Consider the following 22,523-nt stretch of genomic DNA (forward strand, 5'->3'; position numbering starts at 1 on the left):
CGAGCGCCTGCCGCGAACACTATAAAAAACGGTACAATCGCCGCAGTCGGGCCGACATTGGATTTGGGCTCGGCCGTTAATTTTCGACATCGTCAGAGGTTGTGAACTGTGTGGTTTGTGCTGTGTGTGCTGCTGTTGATGCTAGGTGCGCTGGCTTGGCTGGTGTATACCGGCCGTGTCGTCTTGTCCGAATGGACCCAAAAGCTGGATCGCTTGTTGGGCATGTCGCCGTCGGAGCGTCATGAGCCGGACTACTTCGCTGAAGAGGCCGACGCCGGATTGAGCGCAGCGGAGTCCCGAACCGGGCAGCGAACCGAACCGGCGGCGTCCCGCGAAGCGGCTCCCGCCGCCGAGCCGGAGCCGGCAAGACCCGCCGCGCCGCAGCCTTCCCCGGAGCGTGAAGCGCCTTTGGCCATGCCCGAGCGTGAAACCATCGTGTTGCCGAAACGACAGACTGCGCCGCCTCAAGCCAAGCCTGAGTTGCCTACGCTGGAACTGTCTCGAGAATATCGCAAGCGCGTGCGGCAGCCGTCGGTGGATCAGTCGCAGGCCAAGGAACTGCCAGTGATTGGCTTGCATGAGCTGCAACATAATTTGCAGTCGGACTATCGCCGCCGTCAGGCCTCCCGGGTGCTGACGCAGAGCATCAAGGAGCAGGGCGCGTCCGCCTTGCCGATGATTGAGCCCAGCGAGGTGCGAGAGCAGTTGCGCCATATTCATTCCAAGCGCGGCAAAAGCATGGCCGCGCCCCTTCCGGCAGCCATGCGTCCGCTGACCGTCAAGCCGCAGGAAGAGGCGGAGCCGCAAATCGTGCCGCCCCCGGTGGTGCGGCATGAGTTGCCAGCCAGCGCGCGGCCGGCTCAACACGGCTGGTTGGCGCCAGCGAGGCCGTCAGCGCCGCCGGCCGAGCCGGAAATTGTCGCCGCTGTCGAGATGCCCGACATGCTTGCAGAGATGCCCGTGGAACTTGAGGCGGCTGCTAGCGCGCCGGATGCGACGCGCCCGGAGCCAGAGGCGTTTGTCGACCCCGTGTTCGACGCGTCGCCGGGGCCTGAAGTCGCCGCTGCGGTCGATTTGCCCGCGCCAAGGCCTACGACGCGCGACACCGCTGTTTTGGCCGAGGCGCAGACGCCCCCGTCCGAGCCGCCGCCCGCTGTCATGGCTGCAAGGACGCCAGACCCGGTTTTTGCCGAGGCGGATGCGCCGCGTGCTGCCGAGCCGGCGCCGTGGCGCTGGCCGCAGACCCGTTCGGTACTGGTGCAGGACGAAGAAAAGCCGGCCGTGGTGCAGCGCGAGAGCGTGCCGGCGGAGCCGCCGTCGGTGGCTGCCGCGGCGCAGCAACTGGCCGCCAAGCCACTGCCTTGGGTTTTGATCGAGCCCCCCGTCGCCGCGGCGCCGGATGAGGTGCCGGCGGAGAAGGCGCTGCCTTGGGACGCAGCGCCTGAGTCCGGCAGTTGGGCGCAACAGGCGCAGCAGCATGTGGAGCTGGCGGCCGAGCCGGCTCCGCCCAAGCCGCGGCCGGTATACGATGATTACGGCTTGCCGGGGCTGGATTTGTTGCGCCCTGCGGACGAGGCGACGGTGACTTGCTCGGAAGAGGAACTGCTGGAACGCGGCATCGTCATCGAGGAGAAACTGGCCGAGTTCAAGGTCAAGGTCAGCGTGGTGGACGCCTACGCCGGCCCAGTGATCACCCGCTACGAAGTGGAGCCGGCGGTAGGCGTGCGCGGCAACCAAGTGGTCAATCTAATGAAAGATTTGTCGCGCGCGCTGGGCCTGGCGGCGATCCGGGTAGTGGAAACCATACCCGGCAAGACTTGCATGGGTTTGGAGCTGCCCAATCCCAAGCGTCAGATGATCCGCTTGTCCGAGATATTCTCCTCCGAGGTATTCCAGCAACCGCGATCGCGTCTGACTCTGGCGCTGGGAAAGGACATTACCGGCCAACCGGTGGCGATGGACTTAGCCAAGGCGCCGCATCTACTGGTGGCCGGCACCACCGGCTCGGGCAAATCGGTGGGCGTCAACGCCATGATTCTGTCCATGCTTTACAAGGCGCGGCCGGACGAAGTGCGTTTCATCATGATAGATCCCAAAATGCTGGAGCTGTCGGTGTACAACGACATCCCTCACTTGCTGGCGCCCGTGGTGACTGATATGAAACTGGCCGCCAACGCGCTGAATTGGTGCGTGGGCGAGATGGAGCGCCGTTACCGGCTGATGAGCGCGCTGGGTGTGCGTAATCTGGCCGGCTACAACGACAAGGTGCGCGAGGCCGAGGCCGTGGGTCAGCGCATCAGCAATCCGTTCAGCCTGACGCCGGAAACGCCGGAGCCCTTGGAGGCGCTGCCCTTCATCGTGGTGGTGGTGGACGAGTTCGCCGACTTGATGATGGTGGCCGGCAAGAAGATCGAGGAGTTGATCGCGCGTTTGGCGCAGAAGGCGCGCGCGGCCGGCATCCACTTGATCCTGGCGACTCAGCGGCCGTCGGTGGATGTGATCACCGGCCTGATCAAGGCCAATATCCCGACGCGGATCGCCTTCCAAGTGTCCAGCAAGGTGGACAGCCGCACCATTCTGGATCAGATGGGGGCGGAAAGCTTGCTGGGTCAGGGCGATATGCTGTTCCTGCCGCCGGGCACCGGCTACCCGCAGCGCGTGCACGGCGCCTTCGTCACCGACGACGAAGTGCATGCCGTCGTCGAGCATCTGAAGCAGTTTGGCGAGCCGGATTATGTGGAAGGGTTGCTGACCGGCGAGAGCGAGGCGGAGGAGGAGTCAGCCGCCGCCACGGCGAAGGCGCAGGCGGCCAGCGAGAGTGATCCGTTGTACGACGAGGCGGTTGAAATCGTGATGCGCACTCGCAAGCCGTCGATTTCCTCTGTGCAGCGCCACCTGCGCATAGGCTATAACCGCGCAGCGCGCCTGATTGAGGAAATGGAGGCCGCGGGCATCGTCAGCCCGATGGAAAGCAATGGCAACCGGACGGTGCTGGTGCCGCAGCGCGAGCTGTGAAAATCTCTGTGTGATCATAATGAAAAAGCGCGCCGGTTGCGGCGCGCTTTTTCCTTTCTTCTGCTTTGGGCGGGGGTCAGCGACGGCGCTGGTCCTGATCGTTGCGGATGCGGATCGGAGTCAGTTGGTCCTGGTCTTCCACCGGGCCGCTCAACATCTTGGCGACGACGACCACAGCGGCGATGAGGGCGAATAAAAGCAAAATTTCCATGGCATGGCTCCCCGAGGCTTGAGTACGAAGTATTGATGATGACGATTGCCGGCGAACAAGCCTGGAAGCAAACTCGTCTATGGCGGCCCCCTGTGATTTCATTCTGGAACACAAGCCGCCGCAAGCTCAAGTAATAATTTGTGTCGGAAAGTTAAAATTCAAGGCGCGCTGCGCTTTAGCGCGCGCATGGCCTGATCGATGCCCTGCAGTGTCAGCCCGTACATGCGCCCGGACATCAGCTGACGCAGCATGTGCAGCGACTGGGTGTACTCCCAGTGCGCCTCCGGCACCGGGTTGAGCCAGGCGGCGTGTTTGAAGTGGCCGAGCAGGCGGCGCAGCCAGATTTCGCCGGCTTCCTGGTTCATGTGTTCGACGCTGCCGCCGGGGTAGCTGATTTCATAAGGGCTCATGGTGGCGTCGCCGACGATGATCAGCTTGTAATCGGAGCCGAAAGTGTGGATCAAGTCCCAAGTGGGGAAGGTCTGGGTGTGGCGGCGGGCGTTGTCCTTCCACACGGCTTCGTAGACGCAGTTGTGGAAATAGAAATACTCCAGATGCTTGAACTCGGACTTTACCGCCGAGAAGAGCTCCTCGCAGGCCTTGACGTGATCGTCCATCGAGCCGCCGATGTCGAACAGCACCAGCACTTTGACCGCGTTGCGCAGCTCGCGCTGCATGCGCAGGTCCAACATGCCGGCCTTGCCGGCGGTGGCGGCGATGGTGGCGTCCAGGTCCAGTACTTCCTCTGCGCCGTCGCGGGCGAATTCGCGCAGCCGGCGCAGCGCGATCTTGAGATTACGGGTGCCCAGTTCGACCGAGTCGTCGAAATTGCGGAATTCGCGTTGATCCCATACCTTCACCGCGCGACGGTGGCGCGATTCGTGCTGACCGATGCGAATGCCGGCTGGATTGTAGCCGAAGGCGCCGAAGGGGCTGGTGCCGCCGGTGCCTATCCATTTATTGCCGCCCTGGTGTCGCTCCTGCTGTTCTTGCAGCCGCTGGCGCAGGGTGTCCATCAATTGCTCCCAGCCCAGCGCTTCCAGCCGGCGCTTGTCTTCTTCTGACAAGTGCTTTTCCACCTGTTTGCGCAGCCAGTCCTCCGGAATGCCTGTTTTCAGCTCGTCCAGTGTCTGCGACAGGCCTTTGAAATGCTTGCCGAACACCTGGTCGAAGCGGTCGAAGTGTTTTTCATCCTTGATGAGCGTGGTGCGCGCCAGATAGTAGAACGCGTCCACGTCGCCAAAGGCGACGCGCTTTTGCAACGCTTCCAGCAAGGTGAGGAATTCTTTCAGCGTGACCGGCAGGCCGGCGTCGCGCAGGGCGTAAAAAAAATCAATCAACATGGCGCGGCAAGAGGGTGACAGCGTGGGTGGGCGATGATATTCTTGTTTTAGAGCTACGGCTCTAAACAATCGTTCGGATACTGCTATCCTAGGGATAATACAATGAATGCCGCCGCCATGCCCATTTGCCGGGATGATCTTCTGCAAGCGGAGTTTTCCCGCCTGCATCGCCTCAGCCGGACCTCCGCGTTTCCGCCGCTGGAGCTTCGCCAGGATTGGCTCAAATGCCTGGAGAGCATGTTGCAGGAGAACCGCCAGGCTTTCGTCGACGCGATCAGTCAAGACTTTGGTCATCGCAGCGCGGTGGAAACCAGGCTGGCTGAGTTGTTCCCCTCGCTGGAGGCCATACGTTACGCGCGCCGACGGCTGCGCCGCTGGATGCGGCCGGAGCGACGCGGAGTGTCGCTGTGGTTCCAGCCGGCCGGCAATAGCGTGATGCCGCAGCCCTTGGGCGTCATCGGCGTGGTGGTGCCATGGAACTATCCCTTGTTCTTGGCGCTAGGGCCGGTGGTGTCAGCGTTGGCGGCGGGCAACCGGGTCATGGTGAAGATGTCGGAATACACGCCGGCCACCGGCGCGCTGCTGCAGCGCCTGACCGAGCGCTATCTGGGGCCTGATGTAATCGCTGTGGTCAATGGAGACGCCCAACTGGCGCAGGATTTCACCCGGCTGCCATTCGACCATTTGTTCTTTACCGGCTCGACTTCGGTGGGTCGTCACGTGATGCGCGCGGCGGCGGAGAACCTGACGCCGGTGACGCTGGAGCTGGGCGGAAAATCGCCGGTGATCGTCGCCAGGGGCGCCGATTTACGCCACGCGGCGGAGGCCATCGTCGCCGGAAAGATGTTGAACGCCGGCCAGACCTGCGTGGCGCCGGATTATGTGCTGGTCAACGATAAGGACCGAGAGGCCTTGCTGGAAGAGTTGCGCCGCGCGGCGCGCCGGGCGTACCCAAGTTTGGCGGACAATCCCGATTACAGCGCCATCATCAACGAGCGCCATTGCCAGCGTCTGCTGCAATGGCTGGAAGAGGCGAGCGCGGCCGGCGCAGAGGTGGAGCAGATTAACCCGGCGGCGGAAGACTGGCGGCCCAGCCGCAAATTCCCGCTCACTCTGGTGCTGGGCTGCCCGGAGGACGCGACCCTGCTGCGGGAGGAGATTTTCGGGCCGATTCTGCCGGTGCTGAGTTACGACAAGTTCGACGAGGCGTTGGCCTACGTCAACGCGCGGCCGCGGCCGTTGGCCTTGTATTTATTCGACAACGATGCGCTGCGCATCGAGAAGACCTTGCGCGAAACCGTATCGGGCGGGGTGGCGATCAACGATATCGCCCTGCAGGTGGTGCAGGAGGACCTGCCTTTCGGTGGGGTCGGTCCGTCCGGCATGGGGCATTGCCACGCCAAGGAGGGCTTCATGGCGTTTTCCAAGCTCAAGCCGGTGTTCCGGCAAAGCCGCTGGGCCGGCACCGCCTTGACGCGCGCGCCTTACGGGGCCGGCGTGGAGAGGTTGTTGAAATGGATGTTGCGCTGAGATGCCGAGCCGTCGTGAGTTGCTCAAAACCGGTCTGGGCGGCGCCGTGGCTTTGGCGCTGGCCACCTTGCTGGCCTCGCCGCAGCCGGAAGGCCCGGCGGAGGACTGGGTCGCGTCCTTGAAATTACGCGCCCTGACGCTGCTGGACGCGCAGTTGTTGGCGGCGATCGCCCCGGCCGTCTTGGGCCCGGGCGTCGCACCGCCAGAGGACGTGGTGCGCGGGGTGGATCGCGCGGTGGCCGGCTTGCCGCCCGCCATGCGGGCTGAGCTGCGTCAGTTGCTGGACCTGCTTGGCAACCCTTGGGGACGGCGCTGGATCGCCGGCGTGGCCACGCCGTGGAGGCAAGCGTCGGCGGAGGACGTCGCCGCCTTTCTGCAGCGCTGGCGAGGCAGCGCGTTTCCCTTGTTGCGTAGTGGTTACCAGGCCTTGCACCAATTGCTGAACGCGGCCTGGTACGGCAATCCGGCTAGCTGGCCGGCACTGGGCTATCGGCAGCCGGCGGCGGTGATGGAGATGCTGCCGTGAGCCGCGCGACGATACCCGACCCGGTGGCGGCCGGCGTCGCCGCGGGCTGGAAGGCGCAGGACGGCGCGACCTTGCCTGATCTGGAACTGCGGGCGGATGTCGTGATTGTCGGCAGCGGGGCCGGCGGGGGTATGGCGGCCGAGCAATTGGCCGCGGCCGGGCTGGATGTATTGCTACTGGAAGAAGGTGGTTTGTACAGCTCGCGAGACTTCCGCCTGCTGGAAGCCAAGGCCTATCCTGAGCTGTATCAGGAGTCCGCCTGTCGTAAAACAGCGGACAAGGGGATTTCCATCTTGCAGGGAAAAGCTGTTGGGGGGAGTACTGTGGTGAACTGGACCAGCTCCTTCCGCACGCCGCCGGACACCTTGAGCTGGTGGCGGGAGCGGCACCGGCTGGGCGGCGTCAGCGAGGAGACGATGCGGCCGTGGTTCGAGCAGGCCGAGGCGAGGCTGGGCATCGCCGACTGGCTGCCGGATCCGAATCCCAATAACGCGGTGCTGGCCCGCGGTTGCGAGGCTTTGGGCATTGCCTACAAGCGTATCCGCCGCAATGTGCGCGGTTGCTGGAATCTGGGCTATTGCGGCATGGGCTGTCCCACCAACGCCAAACAGTCGATGCTGGTGACGGCGATACCCGCCGCGCTGGAACACGGCGCCAGGCTGATCAGCCGCGCGCGGGTTGACCGCTTGCGCGCCAATGCCGGCAGGACTCGGCTGGAGGGGCTGGAAGGACGCTTTCTGGCGGCGGACGGGGTGAGCGAAACCGGACGTCGTTTCAAGGTGACGGCGGCTCAGGTGGTGCTGGCCGCCGGCGCCATCGGTTCGCCGGCCATCCTGCTGCGCAGCGGCCTGATCGATCCCGGAGGTCATACCGGGACACGGACCTTTCTACACCCCGTGCTGCTGTCCGCGGCGCTGATGCCTGAGCCGGTAGAGCCGTTCAACGGCGCGCCGCAGACGGTGTACAGCGACCACTTCATGCATGAGCATGCTTTGGACGGCCCTTTGGGATACAAGCTGGAAGTGCCGCCCATCCATCCCTTGCTGGCCAGCATCACTTTCCCGGGTTTCGGCGCGGCGCAGTCGGCTTTGCTGCGTCGCTTGCCGCATCTGCACGCGACCCTGGCCTTGTTGCGGGATGGTTTCCACTCGGAAAGCCGCGGTGGCCAGGTGCGTTTGCGCGGCGACGGTTCGCCGGAGCTGGACTACCCCTTGAACGAGGTGGTGTGGGAGGGCGCGCGCCGTGCCTGGTTGAGCATGGCCGAGATTCAGTTCGCGGCCGGCGCGCGGCAGGTGCTGACGGTGCACGAGCAGGCCGGCCTGGCCCGTAGCTGGAGTGAGGCTAGGACAACGATAGCGGGGCTGGAGCTCAAGCCCTTGCTGGCCAAGGTGGTCAGCGCTCATGTGATGGGTGGGCTGGCGATGTCGGGCGACGCGGATTCCGGGGTGGTGGACGAGTGGGGACGGCATTGGCAGCTGGGCAATCTGACCGTGGTGGACGGCTCCGTGTTTCCCAGCAGCGTCGGCGCCAATCCGCAGTTGTCCGTTTACGCTTTCGCGCTGCGTTCAGTGGCGGCGCTACTGCAACGCATGCGGGGTGCGGGGGGCTGAGGCAAGAAAAAAGGGACCGCGAGGTCCCTTTTTGCAGGTCGCTGCCAGGCAGCGACGAATCAGGCGAAGTTTTTGGCGACGAAGTCCCAGTTCACCAGCTTCCAGAAGCTGTCCATATAGTTCGGGCGGCTGTTGCGGTAATCGATATAATACGCGTGCTCCCACACATCACAGGTCAGCAGCGGCTTCTTGTCGGTGGTCAGCGGGGTGGCGGCGTTGCTGGTGGATACCAGGTCCAGCGAGCCGTCGGTGTTCTTCACCAGCCAGGCCCAGCCGGAGCCGAAGGTGCCAATGGCGGTTTGGGTGAAGGCCTTCTTGAATTCGTCGTAGGAACCCCATTTGGCGTTGATGGCGTCGGCCAGCGCGCCGGTGGGCTTGCGCTCTTCGCCGGCGTTGGGGGCGAAGCCCAGCCAGTAAAAGGTGTGGTTCCATACCTGGGCCGCGTTGTTGAAGATGCCGCCGGAGGATTTCTTCACGATCTCTTCCAGGGAGGCGTTTTCGAACTCGGTGCCCTTGATCAGGTTGTTCAGGTTGGTGATGTAGGTCTGATGATGCTTGCCGTAGTGGAATTCCAGGGTTTCCTTGGAAATGTGCGGGGCAAGCGCGTCCAGCGCGTACGGCAGTTCCGGCAGTTTGTGTTCCATTATGCTCTCCTTGTTGAGAAAGTAAGCCGCATAAGCGGATGCTTTAGCCGCAAGTTTACTGGATTAAGCCGTTGGTCGCCAATAGTTGACTAAAAAAGTAAAGTAAGGATGAACGCCATTGCAGTATGATGTTATTGTCATCGGGGCCGGCGCCGCCGGCCTGATGTGCGCGGCCACGGCCGGCCAGCGCGGCCGGCGCGTATTGTTGCTGGACCACGCGCGCAAGCTGGCGGAGAAGATTCGCATTTCCGGCGGCGGCCGCTGCAATTTCACTAATCTCCACGCCCGTTTCGACTGTTATCTGTCCGCCAATCCCCATTTCTGTCGCTCGGCGCTGGCGCAGTACACGCCTCAGGATTTCATCGCCATGGTGGAGCGCCACGGTATCGGCTATCACGAGAAGAAGCTGGGGCAGCTGTTCTGTGACGACGGCAGTGAGCGCATCATCGCGATGCTGGACGAAGAGTGCCGGCTGGGCGGGGTGGATAGGCGCATGGAAACGCAGATTCTGAAAGTGAGTCGAGAAGCGGACGGCTTCGTCTTGGACACCGGCGCCGGCTGTTTCCGAGCGGCCTCGCTGGTGGTGGCCACCGGCGGTTTGTCGATTCCGCAGATCGGCGCGACGCCGTTCGGCTACCAGCTGGCCGAGCAGTTCGGCCTGGAACTGACGCCTCTGACGCCGGCCCTGGTGCCGCTGACCTTCCACGTGGAGGACGCGGAAGCGTTCGCGCCGCTGGCCGGCGTGTCGCTGGAGGTGGAGGCGCGGGCCGGCAAGGGTCGTTTCCGCGAGAACGTGTTGTTCACTCACAAAGGCGTGTCCGGGCCGGCCATCCTGCAAGTGTCGTCTTATTGGCAGCCTGGCATGACCCTTGAGCTGGATTTGCTGCCGGATGCGGACGCGGCCTCTTGGCTGGAACAAAAGGCCGGCAGCGAGCAATTGATTTCCAACGCGCTGGCCGAGTTCGGCTGGCCCAAGCGCTTCGCTGAGGCCTGGCTGGAGCGCGAAGGATGCAATAAGCGGCTGAAGGATTTATCGCCCAAGCAGCGCCTGCAGTTGGCGGAGCGGTTGCACGGCTGGCGCGTCAAGCCTAACGGCACTCAGGGCTACAAAAAGGCCGAGGTAACGCTGGGCGGGGTGTCTACCAAAGCCTTGTCGTCCAAGACCATGATGGCCAACGCGGTGCCCGGCCTGTTCTTCATTGGCGAAGTCGTCGATGTCACCGGCTGGCTGGGCGGCTACAATTTCCAGTGGGCCTGGTCGTCGGGCTATGTGGCCGGGATGCATTGCTGACTTAGAGTGGCTGATAAACCCCTGATGCTGCGCTGCGCCGACTTGCCGTACGGTACATGAGCATTTCGAAGCAGTTTTCAACGCCGTATCGCCGACGCGCAGCGGATCGCAAACAGGTTCTTAGTCCGCCGCCAGAAACCACACGTTCTGGATCTTGCCGTCAATGATTTCATAAACGGCAGCCACCTCGAAGGGCTGCTCGGCAACGCCGCTGACGCGTTCGTGGTCGATCACCTTGTTGCCGAACTCGATGCGTTTGACCAGCTCCGCGTGCAAGCCGGGCAGGGTGAAGCGTTGGGTGGCGTAGAAGTCGCCCAGAGCGGCTTTGCCGCGCAGGCTGGGCTCCGCGCCGGGCAGCCGGTACACCGTCACGTCGTCGGCGTACACGGCGAGAAAGCCTTCCAGCTGGCGTTGGTTGTAGGCGTCGAGTTGCTGTTGGACGAGGGTGGCGGGCGTCATGATTGCTCCTGTGGAATGAGCTTTCGATGCTGGGGCCGCGCGGGGGGCTTGTCAACGCATGCTCAGCCAGCGACGGTTTCGGGTTAAAATCCGGTTTTTGCCTGATCCAGGCTTGCTTTATTCGCGCGGCTAGTCCGCACCATCACTCCGAGTCTACATGACTGAATCGTACGAGAATTTTGACAGCGAGATGGCGGCGATTCGCACGCCGCCTCATTCGATTGAAGCCGAGCAATCGGTGCTGGGCGGCTTGTTGCTGGACAACAGCGCCTGGGACAAGATCGCCGACGTAGTGTCCGAGGCGGACTTTTATCGCCATGACCACCGGTTGATCTACAAACATGTGGCCAAGCTGGTGGAACTGGCGCGTCCGGCCGACGTGGTCACCGTTTCCGAAAGCCTGGACAAGAACGGCGAGCTGGGCAATATCGGCGGCCTGTCCTATCTGGCCACGCTGGCGCAAAACACGCCGTCCGCCGCCAATATCCGCCGCTACGCCGAGATCGTGCGCGAACGCTCCATCATGCGCCAGCTGGCGCAGGTGGGCACTGAGATCGCAGAGGCCGCCTACGCGCCGATGGGGCGCGACGCCTCCCAGCTGCTGGACGAAGCCGAGGGCAAGGTGTTTCAGATTGCCGAATCCACCGCCAAGGCCAAGCAGGGCTTCCTGGAGATGCCTGGCCTGTTGAAAGAGGTGGTGGAGCGTATCGACATGCTCTATAGCCGAGAGAACCCGGACGAGGTCACCGGCGTGCCCACCGGCTTCATCGATTTGGATGCCAAGACCTCGGGCCTGCAAGCGGGTGATCTGATCATCGTCGCCGGTCGTCCGTCCATGGGCAAGACCGCGTTCTCGATGAATATCGCCGAGCACGTGGCGGTGGAGCAGCATCTGCCGGTGGCGGTGTTCTCGATGGAGATGGGCGGCGCGCAGCTGGTGATGCGTATGCTGGGTTCGGTGGGGCGGCTGGATCAGCATACGCTGCGCACCGGCAAACTGGGCGACGACGACTGGCAGAAGCTGACTTACGCGATAGGCAAGCTGTCCGAGGCGCCGATGTACATCGACGAAACCGCGGCGCTGACCGCGCTGGAAGTGCGTGCCCGCGCGCGCCGTCTGGCGCGCCAGCACGGCGGCAAACTGGGCTTGATCGTGATCGACTACTTGCAGCTGATGTCGGGCTCGGGCCGCGGCGACAACCGTACCGCCGAGCTGGGCGAGATTTCGCGTGGCCTGAAAGGCCTGGCCAAGGAGCTGCAGGTGCCGGTGATCGCGTTGTCCCAGCTGTCTCGTGCGGTGGAGCAGCGCCCCAATAAGCGGCCAATGATGTCGGACTTGCGGGAATCCGGCGCCATCGAGCAGGATGCCGACTTGATCGTCTTCATGTACCGGGAAGAGTATTACAACCCTGAGAATCAGGAAGTGAAGGGCTTGGCGGAGGCCATCATCGGCAAGCACCGTAACGGCCCTACCGGCGCGGTGCGGCTGGCCTTTGTCGGCAAGTACGCCAAGTTTGACAATGCCGCTACCTTGGGGGTTAGCGGCTGGGCCGATAGCGACTCCTAAGAACCTGTACGATCTGCCGCGCGTCGGCGATACAGCGTTGAAAACCGCTTCGAATTGCTCATGTACCGCGTGTACACTCCGCTTTCTCAGCCGTTTTCGCCTTGTCTCGCCCTTGCCCGCGAGATCGTAAACAGGCTCTAAGAATCTGTTCACGAGAGATACTGATGAGCTTTTTCGACAAGCATGTATTCATTTGCTGCAATCAGCGCGCCGGCTGCGAGGATTGCTGCAACAATCATGGTTCCAGCGAACTGCTGGGCTACATGAAGGACAAGGTCAAGGCGCTGGGCCTGGCCGGCGAGGGCAAGATCCGCGTCAACAAGGCCGGCTGTCTTGGGCGTTGCGACGACGGCCCGGTGATGGTGGTGTACCCGGAAGAAACTTGGTACACCTTCGTCGATAAGGAAGACATCGACGAAATTGTCGCCGAGCATATGGTGGGCGGGCGCGTGGTGGAAAGGTTGAAGATCTGATGTTGAAGGCAATGAACAAGCAAGTGGTGGCCGGTCCGGCCGGGGGCATGGAAACCATCGTGGTGGCTGCACAGGGTGAGACGCGCGGTGTCGCGGTCATCTGTCATCCTAACCCGCTGCAGGGCGGCACCAACACCAACAAGGTGGTGCAGACCGCGGCCAAGGCCTTGTCGCAGCTGGGCTATGTCTGCTATTGCCCGAATCTGCGCGGCGTGGGCGATAGCGAAGGGCAGCACGATTACGGTATCGGCGAAGTGGAGGATGTCATTGCGGTGGTGGATCATGCTCGCCGCGAGCAAGGCGACCTTCCCTTGGCCTTGGCGGGTTTTTCCTTTGGCGGCTTTGTCGCCGCGCGCACCCGCGCGCGCATTGAGGCGGATAAATTACTGCTGATGGGCGTGGCGGTGGGTAAGTACGAGACGCCTACGCCGGAGGTGCCGGCCGACACGCTGGTGATTCACGGTGAGGAGGATGAGGTGATTCCGCTGGCTGCGGTGATGGATTGGGCCCGGCCGCAAGGCTTGCCGGTCGTGGTGTTTCCCGGTGCGGGCCATTTCTTCCATGGCCGGCTGGTGCAGTTGGCGCAAACGATTCAACGCTGCTGGTAAGGCGTCGCCAGGCTCCGGCGCAAAAAAACCGGTCATCCATGCGATGGCCGGTTTTTTTTATCAGCGGTGCAGTTCGCCCGCGGCTTCTGGCTGGTAGGTGACTTCCAGCACCTTCAGGCGGATGCTGCCGGCCGGCGTTGGCCAGTCGATGCTTTGGCCAACGGACAGACCCAGCAAGGCGGCGCCAATGGGCGCCAGCACCGAGATCTTGCCCTGTTCGCTGTCCGCTTCGCGGGGGTAGACCAGGGTCAGGGTTTTTTCCTGGGCGTCGTCCAGCTTGACCCGCGCGCAGCTGTTCATGGTGATGATGCCGGCGGGCATGGCGGAGGGCTCCACCACATCGGCGCGCTCCAGCTCGGCTTCCAGCGCGGCCGCGGTGGGGTGGCCGCTCTCGCAATCCTCCAGCAGCGCGGCGAGGCGCTCATAGTCCAAAGAGGACACCGTGATGGCCGGGCTTGTCGACATATGCAACTCCTTCAGATAGACAAAGGGCACCGCAGGGTGCCCGATGATTTAGTGCGCGAAAAGCGTGTGTGCCAATGATATCGCTTGTAACCGCGTGTAACAAGGCTTGGCGGCTCAATCGCCAGGAATACTGGGCTTTGGGCCGGGCTTGTAATGCGGCGTAAGAACCTGTTTGCAACCTGCTGCATCTCGGCGATAGGGCGTTGAAACCGTCTTCAAAATGCTCATGTGCCGTGTGTACATTCCGCTTTCTCAGCCATTTCCGCCTTGCCTCGCCCTTGCTCGCGAGATCGTAAACAGGCTCTAAGCGTTCAGCCCAGCAGCGATAGCGCCGCGCGGGGACCGATATTGGCCTGTGCCTGGGCGGCGAGGCCGGTCTGGCCCAGTATCTGCTTGGCGGCCAGTTGCGCCGTGGCGGCGGCGAAGTCGGTGTCGCTGATACGGCTATTGGCGGCGGCGGTGTTGACCGAGGCGGTTTGCAGGTTGTTGATGCTGGCCTCGAAACGGTTGCTGATCGAGCCCAGGGTGCTGCGGGTATTGGCCAAGGTGTTCAGATCGGTGTTGGTGCTTTGCTGCGCGGCCAGCGCGCCGGCCTGGGTGCTGATGTCTATGGTGCCGGTGGCGTTCAGATTGGCGTTGTAGCTGTTCAAGCCGCCGCTGGCCGGCGCGGCGGCCAGATTGACGCCGGATATGTTCACTTGGTTGTCCGCGCTGCCGTTGGGGCCCACCTGAAAGGTGGTGGTGGCGTTGCTGTTCAGCAAAGGGGTGCCGTTGAATTCGGTGCTTTGCACAATGGCGGAATTGGCCTGGGTCAGTTGGTCGACTTGCTGCTGCAACGCCTGGCGATTGCTGGCGCTGAGCGCGCCGTTGCCGGCCTGAATCGCCAGCTCTTGGATCTGCTGGGTATTGCTTTGTAGCTGGTTGAGAGCGCCGTCGGCGGTCTGAGCCAGCGAGATGCCGTCGTTGGCGTTGTTGATCGCTTGATTGTTGCCGTTGATCTGGGCTAGCAGCGCTTCCGAGATGGCGGCGTTGGCCGGGTTGTTGGCGGCGTTGTCGGTGGTTTTACCGGCCGAGAGTTGGGCCAGCAGCTTGTCTTTGGCTTTCTGGGTCTGGTTCAGCTGGTTCTGCCCCTGCAGCGCGCTCAGATTGCTATTGATGGTCAGTGCCATGGCCGGCTCCCGCTGGATGTGGTTTCACTTCTTCAGTGTAAGAAACCGCGCGGGGCAGGGCAAGCCGGGTTGCGGGTAAATTCGCTTCGCGTCCGATGGCGCGGGCATGGGCGTGAAAAAGCCCGGCGGCGCCGGGCTGATGATTGAGCATTTCTTTTATTTGCCGGGCTTGGGCGGCGTGCCGGCGGACTGAGTCAGGATTTCGTAGCCGCTGTCGGTGACCAGCACGGTATGTTCCCACTGCGCCGACAGGCTGCGATCCTTGGTGACCACGGTCCAGCCGTCGCCCAGCATGCGCAGATGGCGTTTGCCCTGGTTGATCATCGGCTCGATGGTGAAGATCATGCCGGCCTGCAATTCCAGCCCGGTGCCGGGGCGGCCGTAGTGCAGTACTTGCGGTTCTTCGTGGAATTTTGTGCCGATGCCGTGGCCGCAGAATTCCTGCACCACGCTGTAACCGGAGTTTTCCGCGTGCTGCTGGATGGCGTAGCCGATGTCGCCCAGCGTGGCGCCCGGCTTGACCTTGTCGATGCCGCGCCACATGCATTCATAGGTGACGCGGGACAGGCGGCGGGCATGTTCGCTGACGTTGCCCACGTGGTACATGCGGCTGGTGTCGCCGTGGTAGCCGTCCTTGATCACGGTGACGTCCAGATTCATGATGTCGCCGCTTTTCAGGGGCTTGTCGTTCGGGATGCCATGGCAAATCACGTGGTTGACCGAGGTGCATACCGATTTGGGATACGGATTGTGGCCGTCCGGCGCGTAGTTCAGCGGCGCCGGGATCGCGCCCTGCACATTGACGATGTAGTCGTGGCAGAGCTTGTCGATGGCTTCGGTGGTGACGCCGGGCTTGATGAAGGGGGTGATGTAGTCGAGGACTTCCGACGCCAGGCGGCCGGCAATCCGCATCTTTTCGATGTCTTGGGCGGTTTTTAGTTGGATGCTCATGGGATTCTGGTGATGTGCGTGTCTGCGGCTAATGAGACGTATTCTAGCAAAAACGCCCCCGGCCCGGCAGTGCTTGTCGGGCCGGGGGCGCGTTGGCGTTCAAATCAGGCGCATCTTGAACTGCTTGCCCTTGATCTTGCAGGCGGACAAGCGCTCCAGCGCTTGCTCGGCGATGGAGCGGTCCAGCGCCACGAAGCTGGCGAATTCAAAGATATTGATCTTGCCTATCTGGGCGCCGGCAAAGCCGGCATCGCCGGTCAGCGCGCCGAGGATGTCGCCGGGGCGCAGCTTTTCACGCTTGCCGCCGGCGATCTCCAGCGTGACCATGGGCGGCAGGAGTGGACCGCCAGGGGCCGGGGTCAGCTGGTCCAGCTTGGCCCAGGTCAGCGGCGCCTGCTGATAGCTTTCAATCAGCGCCAGCCGCTTGTCGTCGTTGTCGGCGGCCAAGGTCAGCGCCAGGCCCATCGACTCGCCGCGGCCGGTGCGGCCGATGCGATGGATGTGGATTTCCGGGTCGTGGGTGACGTCGACGTTGATTACCAGGTCCAGTTCCTTGATGTCCAGGCCGCGCGCGGCCACGTCGGTGGCCACCAGCACGGTGGCGCTCTTGTTGGCGAAGCGCAGCAGGATCTGGTCGCGTTCGCGCTGCTCCAGGTCGCCGTACAGCGCCAGCGCGCTGAAGCCGCGGGCCTGCAGGTCGCGAACCAGCTCCTTGCAGCGTTCCTTGGTGTTGCAGAAGGCCAACGCGGAAGTCGGACGCAGGTGTTGCAGAATAGTGGTGACGGTTTCCAGCCGCTGTTCCGGCTTGATCTTGTAGAACCATTGTTCGATGCGTTCGCCGCCGTGCAGCGACTCCACCTGGATTTCCTGCGGGCGGCGCATGAATTGCGCGCTGATCTTGCGGATGTCTTCCGGGTAGGTGGCGGAGAACATCAAGGTTTGGCGCTGGCGCGGGCAGGCGCGGACGATGCCGACGATTTCCTCGATAAAGCCCATGTCCACCATGCGGTCGGCCTCGTCCAGCACCAGGGTGCCGACGCCGGACAGATTCAGCGAGCCGCGGAAGAGGTGGTCCTGCAGCCGGCCAGGGGTGCCCACCACGATGTGGGCGCCATGCTCCAGCGAGCCAATCTGCGGTCCCATCGGGCTGCCGCCGGTCAGGGTCACTACTTTTACATTGTCTATGCTGCGCGCCAGCCGACGGATTTCCTGCGCCACTTGGTCGGCCAGTTCGCGGGTAGGGCAGAGCACTAGTGCCTGCACGCCAAACCAGCGCGGATTCAGTCGCGCGAGGATGCCCAGCCCAAAAGCCGCTGTTTTGCCGCTGCCGGTCTTGGCCTGCGCGATCAGGTCTTGGCCGTCCAGGATCGCCGGCAGGCTGGCGGCCTGGATGGCGGTCATGCTGTGGTAGCCCAGGCTGTCCAGATTGGACAATAGGGCGGCGGGCAGGGGCAGGATAGAGAAAGCGGCTTTTTTCACAATGACTTGGCGTATTACGGTATCGGGCTGCGAGTGTAACAGGCCGGCGGCCAACGGCCAAATCGGATGTCCGCCGCCGGCGCCGTTCAGACTGTGAAGCGCGATACCGATTCCGTCAGCCGCTGCGCCAATTGCTCCAGTTGCTCGGCGGCGTTCACGGTTTGCCCGATTTCTTGGTCGTTGGTTTGAGCCATCTCCGCGATGGCGTCGATGCTGCCGGTCACGGATTGGCTGGCGGCTCGCTGTTGTTCGGTGACGGCGACGATCTGGCGCAGGCCCTGGCGCACCTCGGCTACGGACTGGTTGGCCGCGTCCAGCACGCTGGACACGCTGTCGGCGGACTGGCGGCTGGCGGTCAGCGAGGACAGGCCGGCGTTGACCGCGGCGCGCACCGCGTCGGTTTTCTGGTTCAGCGCGCCGGTCACTGCGTCGATCTCGCTGGCGGAACGGGCCGATTTCTCCGCCAGCTTGCGCACCTCGTCGGCGACCACCGCGAAACCGCGGCCTTGCTCGCCAGCGCGCGCGGCCTCAATCGCCGCGTTCAGCGCCAGCAGATTGGTCTGTTCGGCGATTTCACGCACTTCCTTGGTCATATTGGTGATGCTGGAGGTGGAGCTGGCCAGTTCGGTTTCCGCCTGAGCCATCAACCGCACCGCTTGCTCCACCTGGCTGATTTCGCGTTGAAGCTGGCTGAGGCTGGAGCGGCCGTCCTCGGAGCGTTGCAGGCTCTGGTCGGCCTCGGCGCTGACATCCTCCGCCTTGCCGGCGATTTCACCGATATGGCTGGCCAGTTGCTCCACCGCGTCGGCCGCGGATTGGGATTGACGGTTTTGCCTGTGAGAACTTTCCGCCAGGTGGGCGGCGCCGTCGGCCAACTGGCGCGAGGACTGCGACACCGCGCCGGCGGAAGCGCCTACATGGCGCACCAGCTCCGCGATGGCGGCCAGCATCTGGTTGAAGCGTTGCGCGGTATCGCCGATTTCGTCGCGGCTGCGCACCGGCAGCCGCCGCGTGAGATCGCCTTCGCCCTGAGCCAGCTCCGCGAGGCCGGTCGACATCGCCTGCAGGGGCCGGGTGACGAGGCGGCGAGCCAGCAGGAACACCACCGCCATCAGGGGGAGCGAGGCCAGGATGGCGAACAGAATGCTTTGATCGCGAAAACGGCTGACGGAGGCGTAGGGTTTTTCCAGTGAGATGCGCATGCTGACCACGCCCAGCGGCGTCTTGTCCGCCACCTGATGGCACATCATGCAGTTCTTGCCCAAGTAGTTGCGCGACGCCAACGCAGGGTAAACCACGCGCAGGTGCTCGCCCAGCGCCGGGGTGGATTCGATCTGGATATGGGGCTTGCCGTCGCGCAAGGCCTGTTGTTCCACCGTGTCGCCGCTCAGGCTCTTGTCGCCGGCGTTGCCGGGGCCGAACTGCTTGCTGACGGCCGGGCCGCGTATCACGCGCAGGTCGCGCACCGCGGAGAGTTCCTTGATTTGGTCCAGAAAAACGTCGCGCTGGCCCACGGTGCCGGTAATCATCATGCCGGTGAGTCCGGCCATGGTCATTTCGTTCATGCTGTGGGCCAGGTCCTGCGCCTGCTCCACCGCGATGTCGCGGCTGACGCTGGTTTCCCAGGCAATCAGCCCGCTCCAGGCCAGGACCAGGCAGCACCATACCGCCATGGTCAGTTTCAGCCAGATCGGCCAATCGGAAAATTTGCGCATGCGTGTGCGGACGGCGGGTCCGTTCTCCTGGTGTGTTTGTAGAATCGCGCGATTGCCGCTATAGGTTTATTGAAATGGGTCGCAGCGCGATGGTAGTGATTTGATGACGTAGGAATGTTGGTTTAAATCAAACTTATAGTTAAAACGATTAGGCTTGGGTTTGAGGCGGTTTTCTGTGAAAATCCCGCCCTCGCCGCAGTTGGGCATCTTCATCACCATGGATTTCAAGGAGCGCAGTATATGGGTGACACAAGCGGACGCCGCGTAGCCATCATCGGCGGCGGACCGGCCGGCCTGGCCGCCGCCGAGCAACTGGCGGCGGCGGGCGTGCGGGTCGATGTCTACGACGCGATGCCGTCGGTCGGCCGCAAATTCCTGCTGGCTGGCGTGGGCGGCATGAACATCACCCATTCCGAACCCCACGCCAGCTTTGTGCAGCGCTACGGCGCGCGCAGCGCCGAGTTGCGGCCGATGCTGGACGTATTCAACGGCGAACATGTGCGGGCCTGGGTGCACGGCTTGGGGATAGAAACCTTCATCGGCAGTTCCGGAAAGGTGTTTCCTAAGGAGATGAAGGCGGCGCCGCTGCTGCGTTCCTGGCTGACGCGTTTGCGCGAGGCGGGGGTGAGTTTCCATGTGCGTCACCGTTTTCTGGGCTGGGACGAGCGCGGCCGCCTGCGGCTGTCGGCGCCGGATGGCGAGTGCTTGGCCGAAGCCGACGCCGTGGTGTTGGCCATGGGCGGCGGAAGCTGGCGTAAGCTGGGGTCGGACGGAAGCTGGGCGGCGATGCTGCGCGAGCGTGGCGTGGAGGTGTCCAAGCTACAGCCGTCCAATTGCGGTTTCGACGCCGGCTGGAGCGAGTATTTCGCCGACAAATTCGCCGGCGCGCCGTTGAAGTCGGTGACCTTGCAGTTCCATCCGGCCGTTGGCCACCCGTTCAGCCGCCGCGGCGAATTCGTCGTCACCGCCGGCGGCGTGGAAGGCAATCTGATCTACGCTTGCTCCGGCGCCATCCGCGATGAAATCGCGCGCAGCGGCGCGGCCTTGTGCTATCTGGACCTGATGCCGGATTGGAGCTTGCAGCGCATCCTGGGCGAAGTGGCGCGGCCGCGCGGCTCGCGCTCGATGTCCAGCCATTTGCAAAGCCGGCTGGGCCTGAAGGGCGTGCGCATGGGCTTGTTGCGCGAATGCCTGGACAAGGAGGTTTTCAACGACCCGGCCAAGCTGGCCGAGGGCATCAAGGCGCTGCCGCTGCGCCTGTTGGCGCCGAGGCCGCTGGATGAGGCGATCAGCACCGCGGGCGGCGTGACTTTCGGCGCGTTGGACGAGAACCTGATGTTGCAGGCGATGCCGGGCGTGTTCTGCGCCGGCGAGATGCTGGACTGGGAAGCACCCACCGGCGGTTATTTGCTGACCGCCTGCTTTTCCACCGGACGCGCCGCCGCGGGCGGCGTGCTGCGCTGGATGAGGCAGGGCTGAGGCCTGTTGCGTCCACGCCAGCGCAATAGGCGGCGACTGCGTGTTTCTACGGAGCGTTGCCTGCATTTTTTTTGCAAGCCTCTATACTGGTAGTGTCGCGCGGAACGCGCGGCCACGTCGTTGTCGAGAAAGCCGCCCACTGCATGGATTGTCATGATGCGAAGGCGAACGCCTGAGGAGAACAGCGCGATGAAGCTTGACGATTTCAACCAGGTGGCCGATCTGATCGGCCTGAAAAAACGCTCACGCGAAGCGGTGTGGCTGATGGAGGTGGAGGGCATGACCGGTTACTTCGCGGCCCAGCAAATGGACATCAGCGAATCCACCGTGTCCCGCGCGCACAGCCGATTCCGCCGCGCGCTGCAAAAAATCAACTCGCTGGCGGGCCATCTGCCCTTGTAAAGCTCGCCGTCACGGCGGCAACGAAGCCCGGTCTTGGCCGGGCTTCGTTGCGTTCGGGCTGTTCCTTGTGCCGGGAGGCGTTGGCGACGCTGCCTCCGTTCACCACATCTGGATATACTGACGCGCAGTCTTCCCCTCCTAAGGAGAGCTTCATGGCTTTGCGTCACGGCGTCGATTTCGACAAGGCTCAGGCCCTGCACCGGCAGGAGCTGGCGATGTTTTCCGAGCGGCGTCCGCGCTCGCGGCAGCTGTCCGCCGCCGGCGGCGAGCATTTGCTGTTCGGCGCGCCATTGCATTGGATGGCGGATTGGTCCACCCCGTTCAATCTCTATGTGGAAGAGGCTCGGGGCGCGCGGCTGCGCGACGTGGACGGCCATGAATATCTGGATTTTTGTCTGGGCGACACCGGCGCGATGTTCGGCCATTCGCCGGAGCCGGTGGCGCGCGCCATCGCCGATCAGGCCGCGCGCGGTTTGACCGCGATGCTGCCGTCGCCGGATGCGGTGTGGGTGGCGGAGGAACTGGCGCGACGCTTCGGTCTGTCGCACTGGCAATTCGCCCTCAGCGCCAGTGATGCCAATCGCTTCGCGCTGCGCTGGCTGCGCGCCGCCAGCGGCCGGGACCGGATCATCGTGTTCAACGGCTGTTACCACGGCACGGTGGACGACGCCTTCGTCGATCTGATCGATGGCCGGCCAAGGCGGCGAGCCAGTTTGCTGGGGCAGACGCATGATCCGGCCGCGTATACCCGAGTAGTGGAGTTCAACGACCTGGAGGCGTTGGATCGGGCTCTGAGCGATGAGCGGGTGGCCTGCGTGCTGGCCGAGCCGGTGATGACCAATATCGGCATGGTGTTGCCGGAGCCTGGCTTCTGGAGCGCGGCGCAGGATTTGATCCGCCGCTACGGCAGTTATCTGCTACTGGATGAAACCCATACCATCAGCAGCGGGCCGGGCGGTTACGGCGCGGCTTACGGCTTGAAGCCGGACGCGCTGGTGCTGGGCAAGCCGCTGGGGGGCGGGCTGCCGTGCGCGGTCTATGGGTTCAGCGAGGAACTGGCGGAGCGGGCGCAGCGCGCAAAGCGCTCCGCCGCGCCCGGTCATTCCGGCATCGGCACCACGCTGAGCGGCAATATGCTGGCCGCGGCGGCGATGCGCGCCAATTTGGCCGAGGTGATGAGCGATGCCGCCTACCAGCGGATGTTCGCGTTGGCGCAGCATCTGGCGGACGGTTTGCAGGACTGGATAGAGCGCTGGCGGCTGCCGTGGTGTGTGAGCCGCGTCGGCGCGCGCTGCGAGTTCCAGTTTTCCCCGCGCCCGCCGCGCAACGGCGGCGAGGCGGGCGCGATGCAGGATGAGGCGCTGGAGCGGGTGATTCATCTTTACCTGCTCAACCGCGGTTTCCTGATCACCCCTTTCCACAATATGTTGTTGCTATGTCCGGACACCGAATTTGCCGACGTTGATCGCCTGCTGGAGGCCTTGGACGGTTTTGCCGGCGAGGTGGTTTAGAGTCGCTGGAACACCTCGCGGAGACGCAGCGGCAAGGCGCGCTTTTGAGCGCGCCTGTCTAAAATCCCGCTGACG

At 63.5% G+C, this 22,523-nt stretch carries 20 protein-coding genes; 11 read left to right on the forward strand and 9 right to left on the reverse strand.

Annotated elements, in window-relative coordinates; translation table 11 throughout:
- Positions 1-108 precede the first annotated feature (108 nt).
- Positions 109-3,015 (forward strand): DNA translocase FtsK, encoded by a 2,907-nt coding sequence (locus BR71_RS01185; RefSeq protein ID WP_244269576.1) that lies wholly within the window; start codon positions 109-111, stop codon positions 3,013-3,015.
- A 76-nt stretch (positions 3,016-3,091) separates the two neighbouring features.
- On the opposite strand, the gene BR71_RS24920 is transcribed toward BR71_RS01185, so the two are convergent.
- Positions 3,092-3,226, reverse strand: a complete 135-nt coding sequence (locus BR71_RS24920) for a hypothetical protein (protein ID WP_279625721.1) — start codon at positions 3,224-3,226, stop codon at positions 3,092-3,094.
- Positions 3,227-3,384: 158 nt separating this feature from the next.
- The gene (locus BR71_RS01190) at positions 3,385-4,569 is read right to left on the reverse strand and encodes a vWA domain-containing protein (RefSeq protein ID WP_043631473.1); all 1,185 of its coding nucleotides are present in this window, start codon (positions 4,567-4,569) and stop codon (positions 3,385-3,387) included.
- Between the two features lie 102 nt (positions 4,570-4,671).
- Here BR71_RS01190 and BR71_RS01195 point away from each other — a divergent pair, with 102 nt between their 5' ends.
- From BR71_RS01195 to BR71_RS01205, 3 genes are read left to right on the forward strand one after another with little or no spacing between them, the layout of a single operon-like run.
- Complete coding sequence (locus tag BR71_RS01195) at positions 4,672-6,099, forward strand: coniferyl aldehyde dehydrogenase (RefSeq protein ID WP_043631476.1); 1,428 nt, start codon at positions 4,672-4,674, stop codon at positions 6,097-6,099.
- A 1-nt stretch (position 6,100) separates the two neighbouring features.
- The gene (locus BR71_RS01200) at positions 6,101-6,625 is read left to right on the forward strand and encodes a hypothetical protein (protein WP_052370239.1); all 525 of its coding nucleotides are present in this window, start codon (positions 6,101-6,103) and stop codon (positions 6,623-6,625) included.
- On the forward strand, positions 6,622-8,235 hold the full coding sequence (locus BR71_RS01205; protein ID WP_043631479.1) for a GMC family oxidoreductase: 1,614 nt from the start codon (positions 6,622-6,624) through the stop codon (positions 8,233-8,235). Before BR71_RS01200 ends, BR71_RS01205 begins: the two co-directional genes overlap by 4 nt.
- Before the next feature lie 59 nt (positions 8,236-8,294).
- Here the strand turns inward: BR71_RS01205 and BR71_RS01210 are convergent, their stop codons facing one another.
- Entirely contained in the window at positions 8,295-8,879 is a 585-nt protein-coding gene (locus BR71_RS01210; RefSeq protein ID WP_019100123.1) for a superoxide dismutase, read from the reverse strand.
- A 118-nt stretch (positions 8,880-8,997) separates the two neighbouring features.
- On the opposite strand from BR71_RS01210, the gene BR71_RS01215 reads away from it, so the two are divergent.
- On the forward strand, positions 8,998-10,170 hold the full coding sequence (locus BR71_RS01215; protein WP_043590534.1) for a BaiN/RdsA family NAD(P)/FAD-dependent oxidoreductase: 1,173 nt from the start codon (positions 8,998-9,000) through the stop codon (positions 10,168-10,170).
- A 120-nt stretch (positions 10,171-10,290) separates the two neighbouring features.
- Here the strand turns inward: BR71_RS01215 and BR71_RS01220 are convergent, their stop codons facing one another.
- A complete protein-coding gene (locus BR71_RS01220; protein WP_043590535.1) occupies positions 10,291-10,629 on the reverse strand; it encodes a nuclear transport factor 2 family protein in 339 nt (112 codons plus the stop codon).
- A gap of 157 nt (positions 10,630-10,786) precedes the next feature.
- Here BR71_RS01220 and dnaB point away from each other — a divergent pair, with 157 nt between their 5' ends.
- The 3 genes from dnaB (at position 10,787) to BR71_RS01235 (ending at position 13,277) form a co-directional block, all read left to right on the forward strand.
- Positions 10,787-12,196, forward strand: coding sequence for a replicative DNA helicase (dnaB, locus tag BR71_RS01225; protein WP_043590536.1), 1,410 nt, complete (start codon positions 10,787-10,789; stop codon positions 12,194-12,196).
- 164 nt (positions 12,197-12,360) lie between these two features.
- Entirely contained in the window at positions 12,361-12,669 is a 309-nt protein-coding gene (locus BR71_RS01230) for a (2Fe-2S) ferredoxin domain-containing protein (RefSeq protein WP_043590538.1), read from the forward strand.
- Positions 12,669-13,277: an alpha/beta hydrolase gene (locus BR71_RS01235; protein WP_043631482.1), complete on the forward strand. Its 609-nt coding sequence runs from the start codon at positions 12,669-12,671 to the stop codon at positions 13,275-13,277. Before BR71_RS01230 ends, BR71_RS01235 begins: the two co-directional genes overlap by 1 nt.
- Positions 13,278-13,337: 60 nt before the next feature.
- Here BR71_RS01235 and rnk read toward each other — a convergent pair whose 3' ends face one another.
- From rnk to BR71_RS01260, 5 genes are all read right to left on the reverse strand, one after another.
- Complete coding sequence (rnk, locus tag BR71_RS01240) at positions 13,338-13,742, reverse strand: nucleoside diphosphate kinase regulator (RefSeq protein ID WP_043590541.1); 405 nt, start codon at positions 13,740-13,742, stop codon at positions 13,338-13,340.
- Between the two features lie 311 nt (positions 13,743-14,053).
- Positions 14,054-14,911, reverse strand: a complete 858-nt coding sequence (locus BR71_RS01245; protein ID WP_043590542.1) for a flagellin N-terminal helical domain-containing protein — start codon at positions 14,909-14,911, stop codon at positions 14,054-14,056.
- A gap of 156 nt (positions 14,912-15,067) precedes the next feature.
- On the reverse strand, positions 15,068-15,895 hold the full coding sequence (gene map / locus BR71_RS01250) for a type I methionyl aminopeptidase (protein ID WP_254894682.1): 828 nt from the start codon (positions 15,893-15,895) through the stop codon (positions 15,068-15,070).
- A gap of 66 nt (positions 15,896-15,961) precedes the next feature.
- Positions 15,962-17,341, reverse strand: coding sequence for an ATP-dependent RNA helicase DbpA (dbpA, locus tag BR71_RS01255; RefSeq protein ID WP_043631945.1), 1,380 nt, complete (start codon positions 17,339-17,341; stop codon positions 15,962-15,964).
- An 86-nt stretch (positions 17,342-17,427) separates the two neighbouring features.
- Positions 17,428-19,056, reverse strand: coding sequence for a methyl-accepting chemotaxis protein (locus BR71_RS01260; RefSeq protein ID WP_043631486.1), 1,629 nt, complete (start codon positions 19,054-19,056; stop codon positions 17,428-17,430).
- Between the two features lie 240 nt (positions 19,057-19,296).
- Between BR71_RS01260 and BR71_RS01265 the strand changes: the two genes are divergently transcribed.
- The 3 genes from BR71_RS01265 to BR71_RS01275 all read left to right on the forward strand — a co-directional run bounded on the left by BR71_RS01265 (position 19,297) and on the right by BR71_RS01275 (position 22,448).
- Complete coding sequence (locus tag BR71_RS01265) at positions 19,297-20,535, forward strand: TIGR03862 family flavoprotein (protein ID WP_043631489.1); 1,239 nt, start codon at positions 19,297-19,299, stop codon at positions 20,533-20,535.
- A gap of 189 nt (positions 20,536-20,724) precedes the next feature.
- Positions 20,725-20,937: a sigma factor-like helix-turn-helix DNA-binding protein gene (locus BR71_RS01270; RefSeq protein WP_019100111.1), complete on the forward strand. Its 213-nt coding sequence runs from the start codon at positions 20,725-20,727 to the stop codon at positions 20,935-20,937.
- Between the two features lie 152 nt (positions 20,938-21,089).
- The gene (locus BR71_RS01275) at positions 21,090-22,448 is read left to right on the forward strand and encodes an aspartate aminotransferase family protein (protein WP_043631492.1); all 1,359 of its coding nucleotides are present in this window, start codon (positions 21,090-21,092) and stop codon (positions 22,446-22,448) included.
- The last annotated feature ends 75 nt before the right edge of the window (positions 22,449-22,523 follow it).

This window comes from Chromobacterium haemolyticum DSM 19808, assembly GCF_000711885.1.
GTDB classification, from domain to species: domain Bacteria; phylum Pseudomonadota; class Gammaproteobacteria; order Burkholderiales; family Chromobacteriaceae; genus Chromobacterium; species Chromobacterium haemolyticum.

What these genes read in the sequence shown, in the direction of transcription:
- BR71_RS01245 (WP_043590542.1), bottom strand. Translation starts at nt 14,911, where the DNA reads ATGGCACTGACCATCAATAGCAATCTGAGCGCGCTGCAGGGGCAGAAC.
- BR71_RS01260 (WP_043631486.1), bottom strand. Translation starts at nt 19,056, where the DNA reads ATGCGCAAATTTTCCGATTGGCCGATCTGGCTGAAACTGACCATGGCG.
- BR71_RS01275 (WP_043631492.1), top strand. Translation starts at nt 21,090, where the DNA reads ATGGCTTTGCGTCACGGCGTCGATTTCGACAAGGCTCAGGCCCTGCAC.
- BR71_RS01270 (WP_019100111.1), top strand. Translation starts at nt 20,725, where the DNA reads ATGAAGCTTGACGATTTCAACCAGGTGGCCGATCTGATCGGCCTGAAA.
- BR71_RS01190 (WP_043631473.1), bottom strand. Translation starts at nt 4,569, where the DNA reads ATGTTGATTGATTTTTTTTACGCCCTGCGCGACGCCGGCCTGCCGGTC.
- BR71_RS01265 (WP_043631489.1), top strand. Translation starts at nt 19,297, where the DNA reads ATGGGTGACACAAGCGGACGCCGCGTAGCCATCATCGGCGGCGGACCG.
- rnk (WP_043590541.1), bottom strand. Translation starts at nt 13,742, where the DNA reads ATGTCGACAAGCCCGGCCATCACGGTGTCCTCTTTGGACTATGAGCGC.
- BR71_RS24920 (WP_279625721.1), bottom strand. Translation starts at nt 3,226, where the DNA reads ATGGAAATTTTGCTTTTATTCGCCCTCATCGCCGCTGTGGTCGTCGTC.
- BR71_RS01195 (WP_043631476.1), top strand. Translation starts at nt 4,672, where the DNA reads ATGAATGCCGCCGCCATGCCCATTTGCCGGGATGATCTTCTGCAAGCG.
- BR71_RS01220 (WP_043590535.1), bottom strand. Translation starts at nt 10,629, where the DNA reads ATGACGCCCGCCACCCTCGTCCAACAGCAACTCGACGCCTACAACCAA.
- BR71_RS01230 (WP_043590538.1), top strand. Translation starts at nt 12,361, where the DNA reads ATGAGCTTTTTCGACAAGCATGTATTCATTTGCTGCAATCAGCGCGCC.
- BR71_RS01210 (WP_019100123.1), bottom strand. Translation starts at nt 8,879, where the DNA reads ATGGAACACAAACTGCCGGAACTGCCGTACGCGCTGGACGCGCTTGCC.
- BR71_RS01200 (WP_052370239.1), top strand. Translation starts at nt 6,101, where the DNA reads ATGCCGAGCCGTCGTGAGTTGCTCAAAACCGGTCTGGGCGGCGCCGTG.
- dnaB (WP_043590536.1), top strand. Translation starts at nt 10,787, where the DNA reads ATGACTGAATCGTACGAGAATTTTGACAGCGAGATGGCGGCGATTCGC.
- BR71_RS01235 (WP_043631482.1), top strand. Translation starts at nt 12,669, where the DNA reads ATGTTGAAGGCAATGAACAAGCAAGTGGTGGCCGGTCCGGCCGGGGGC.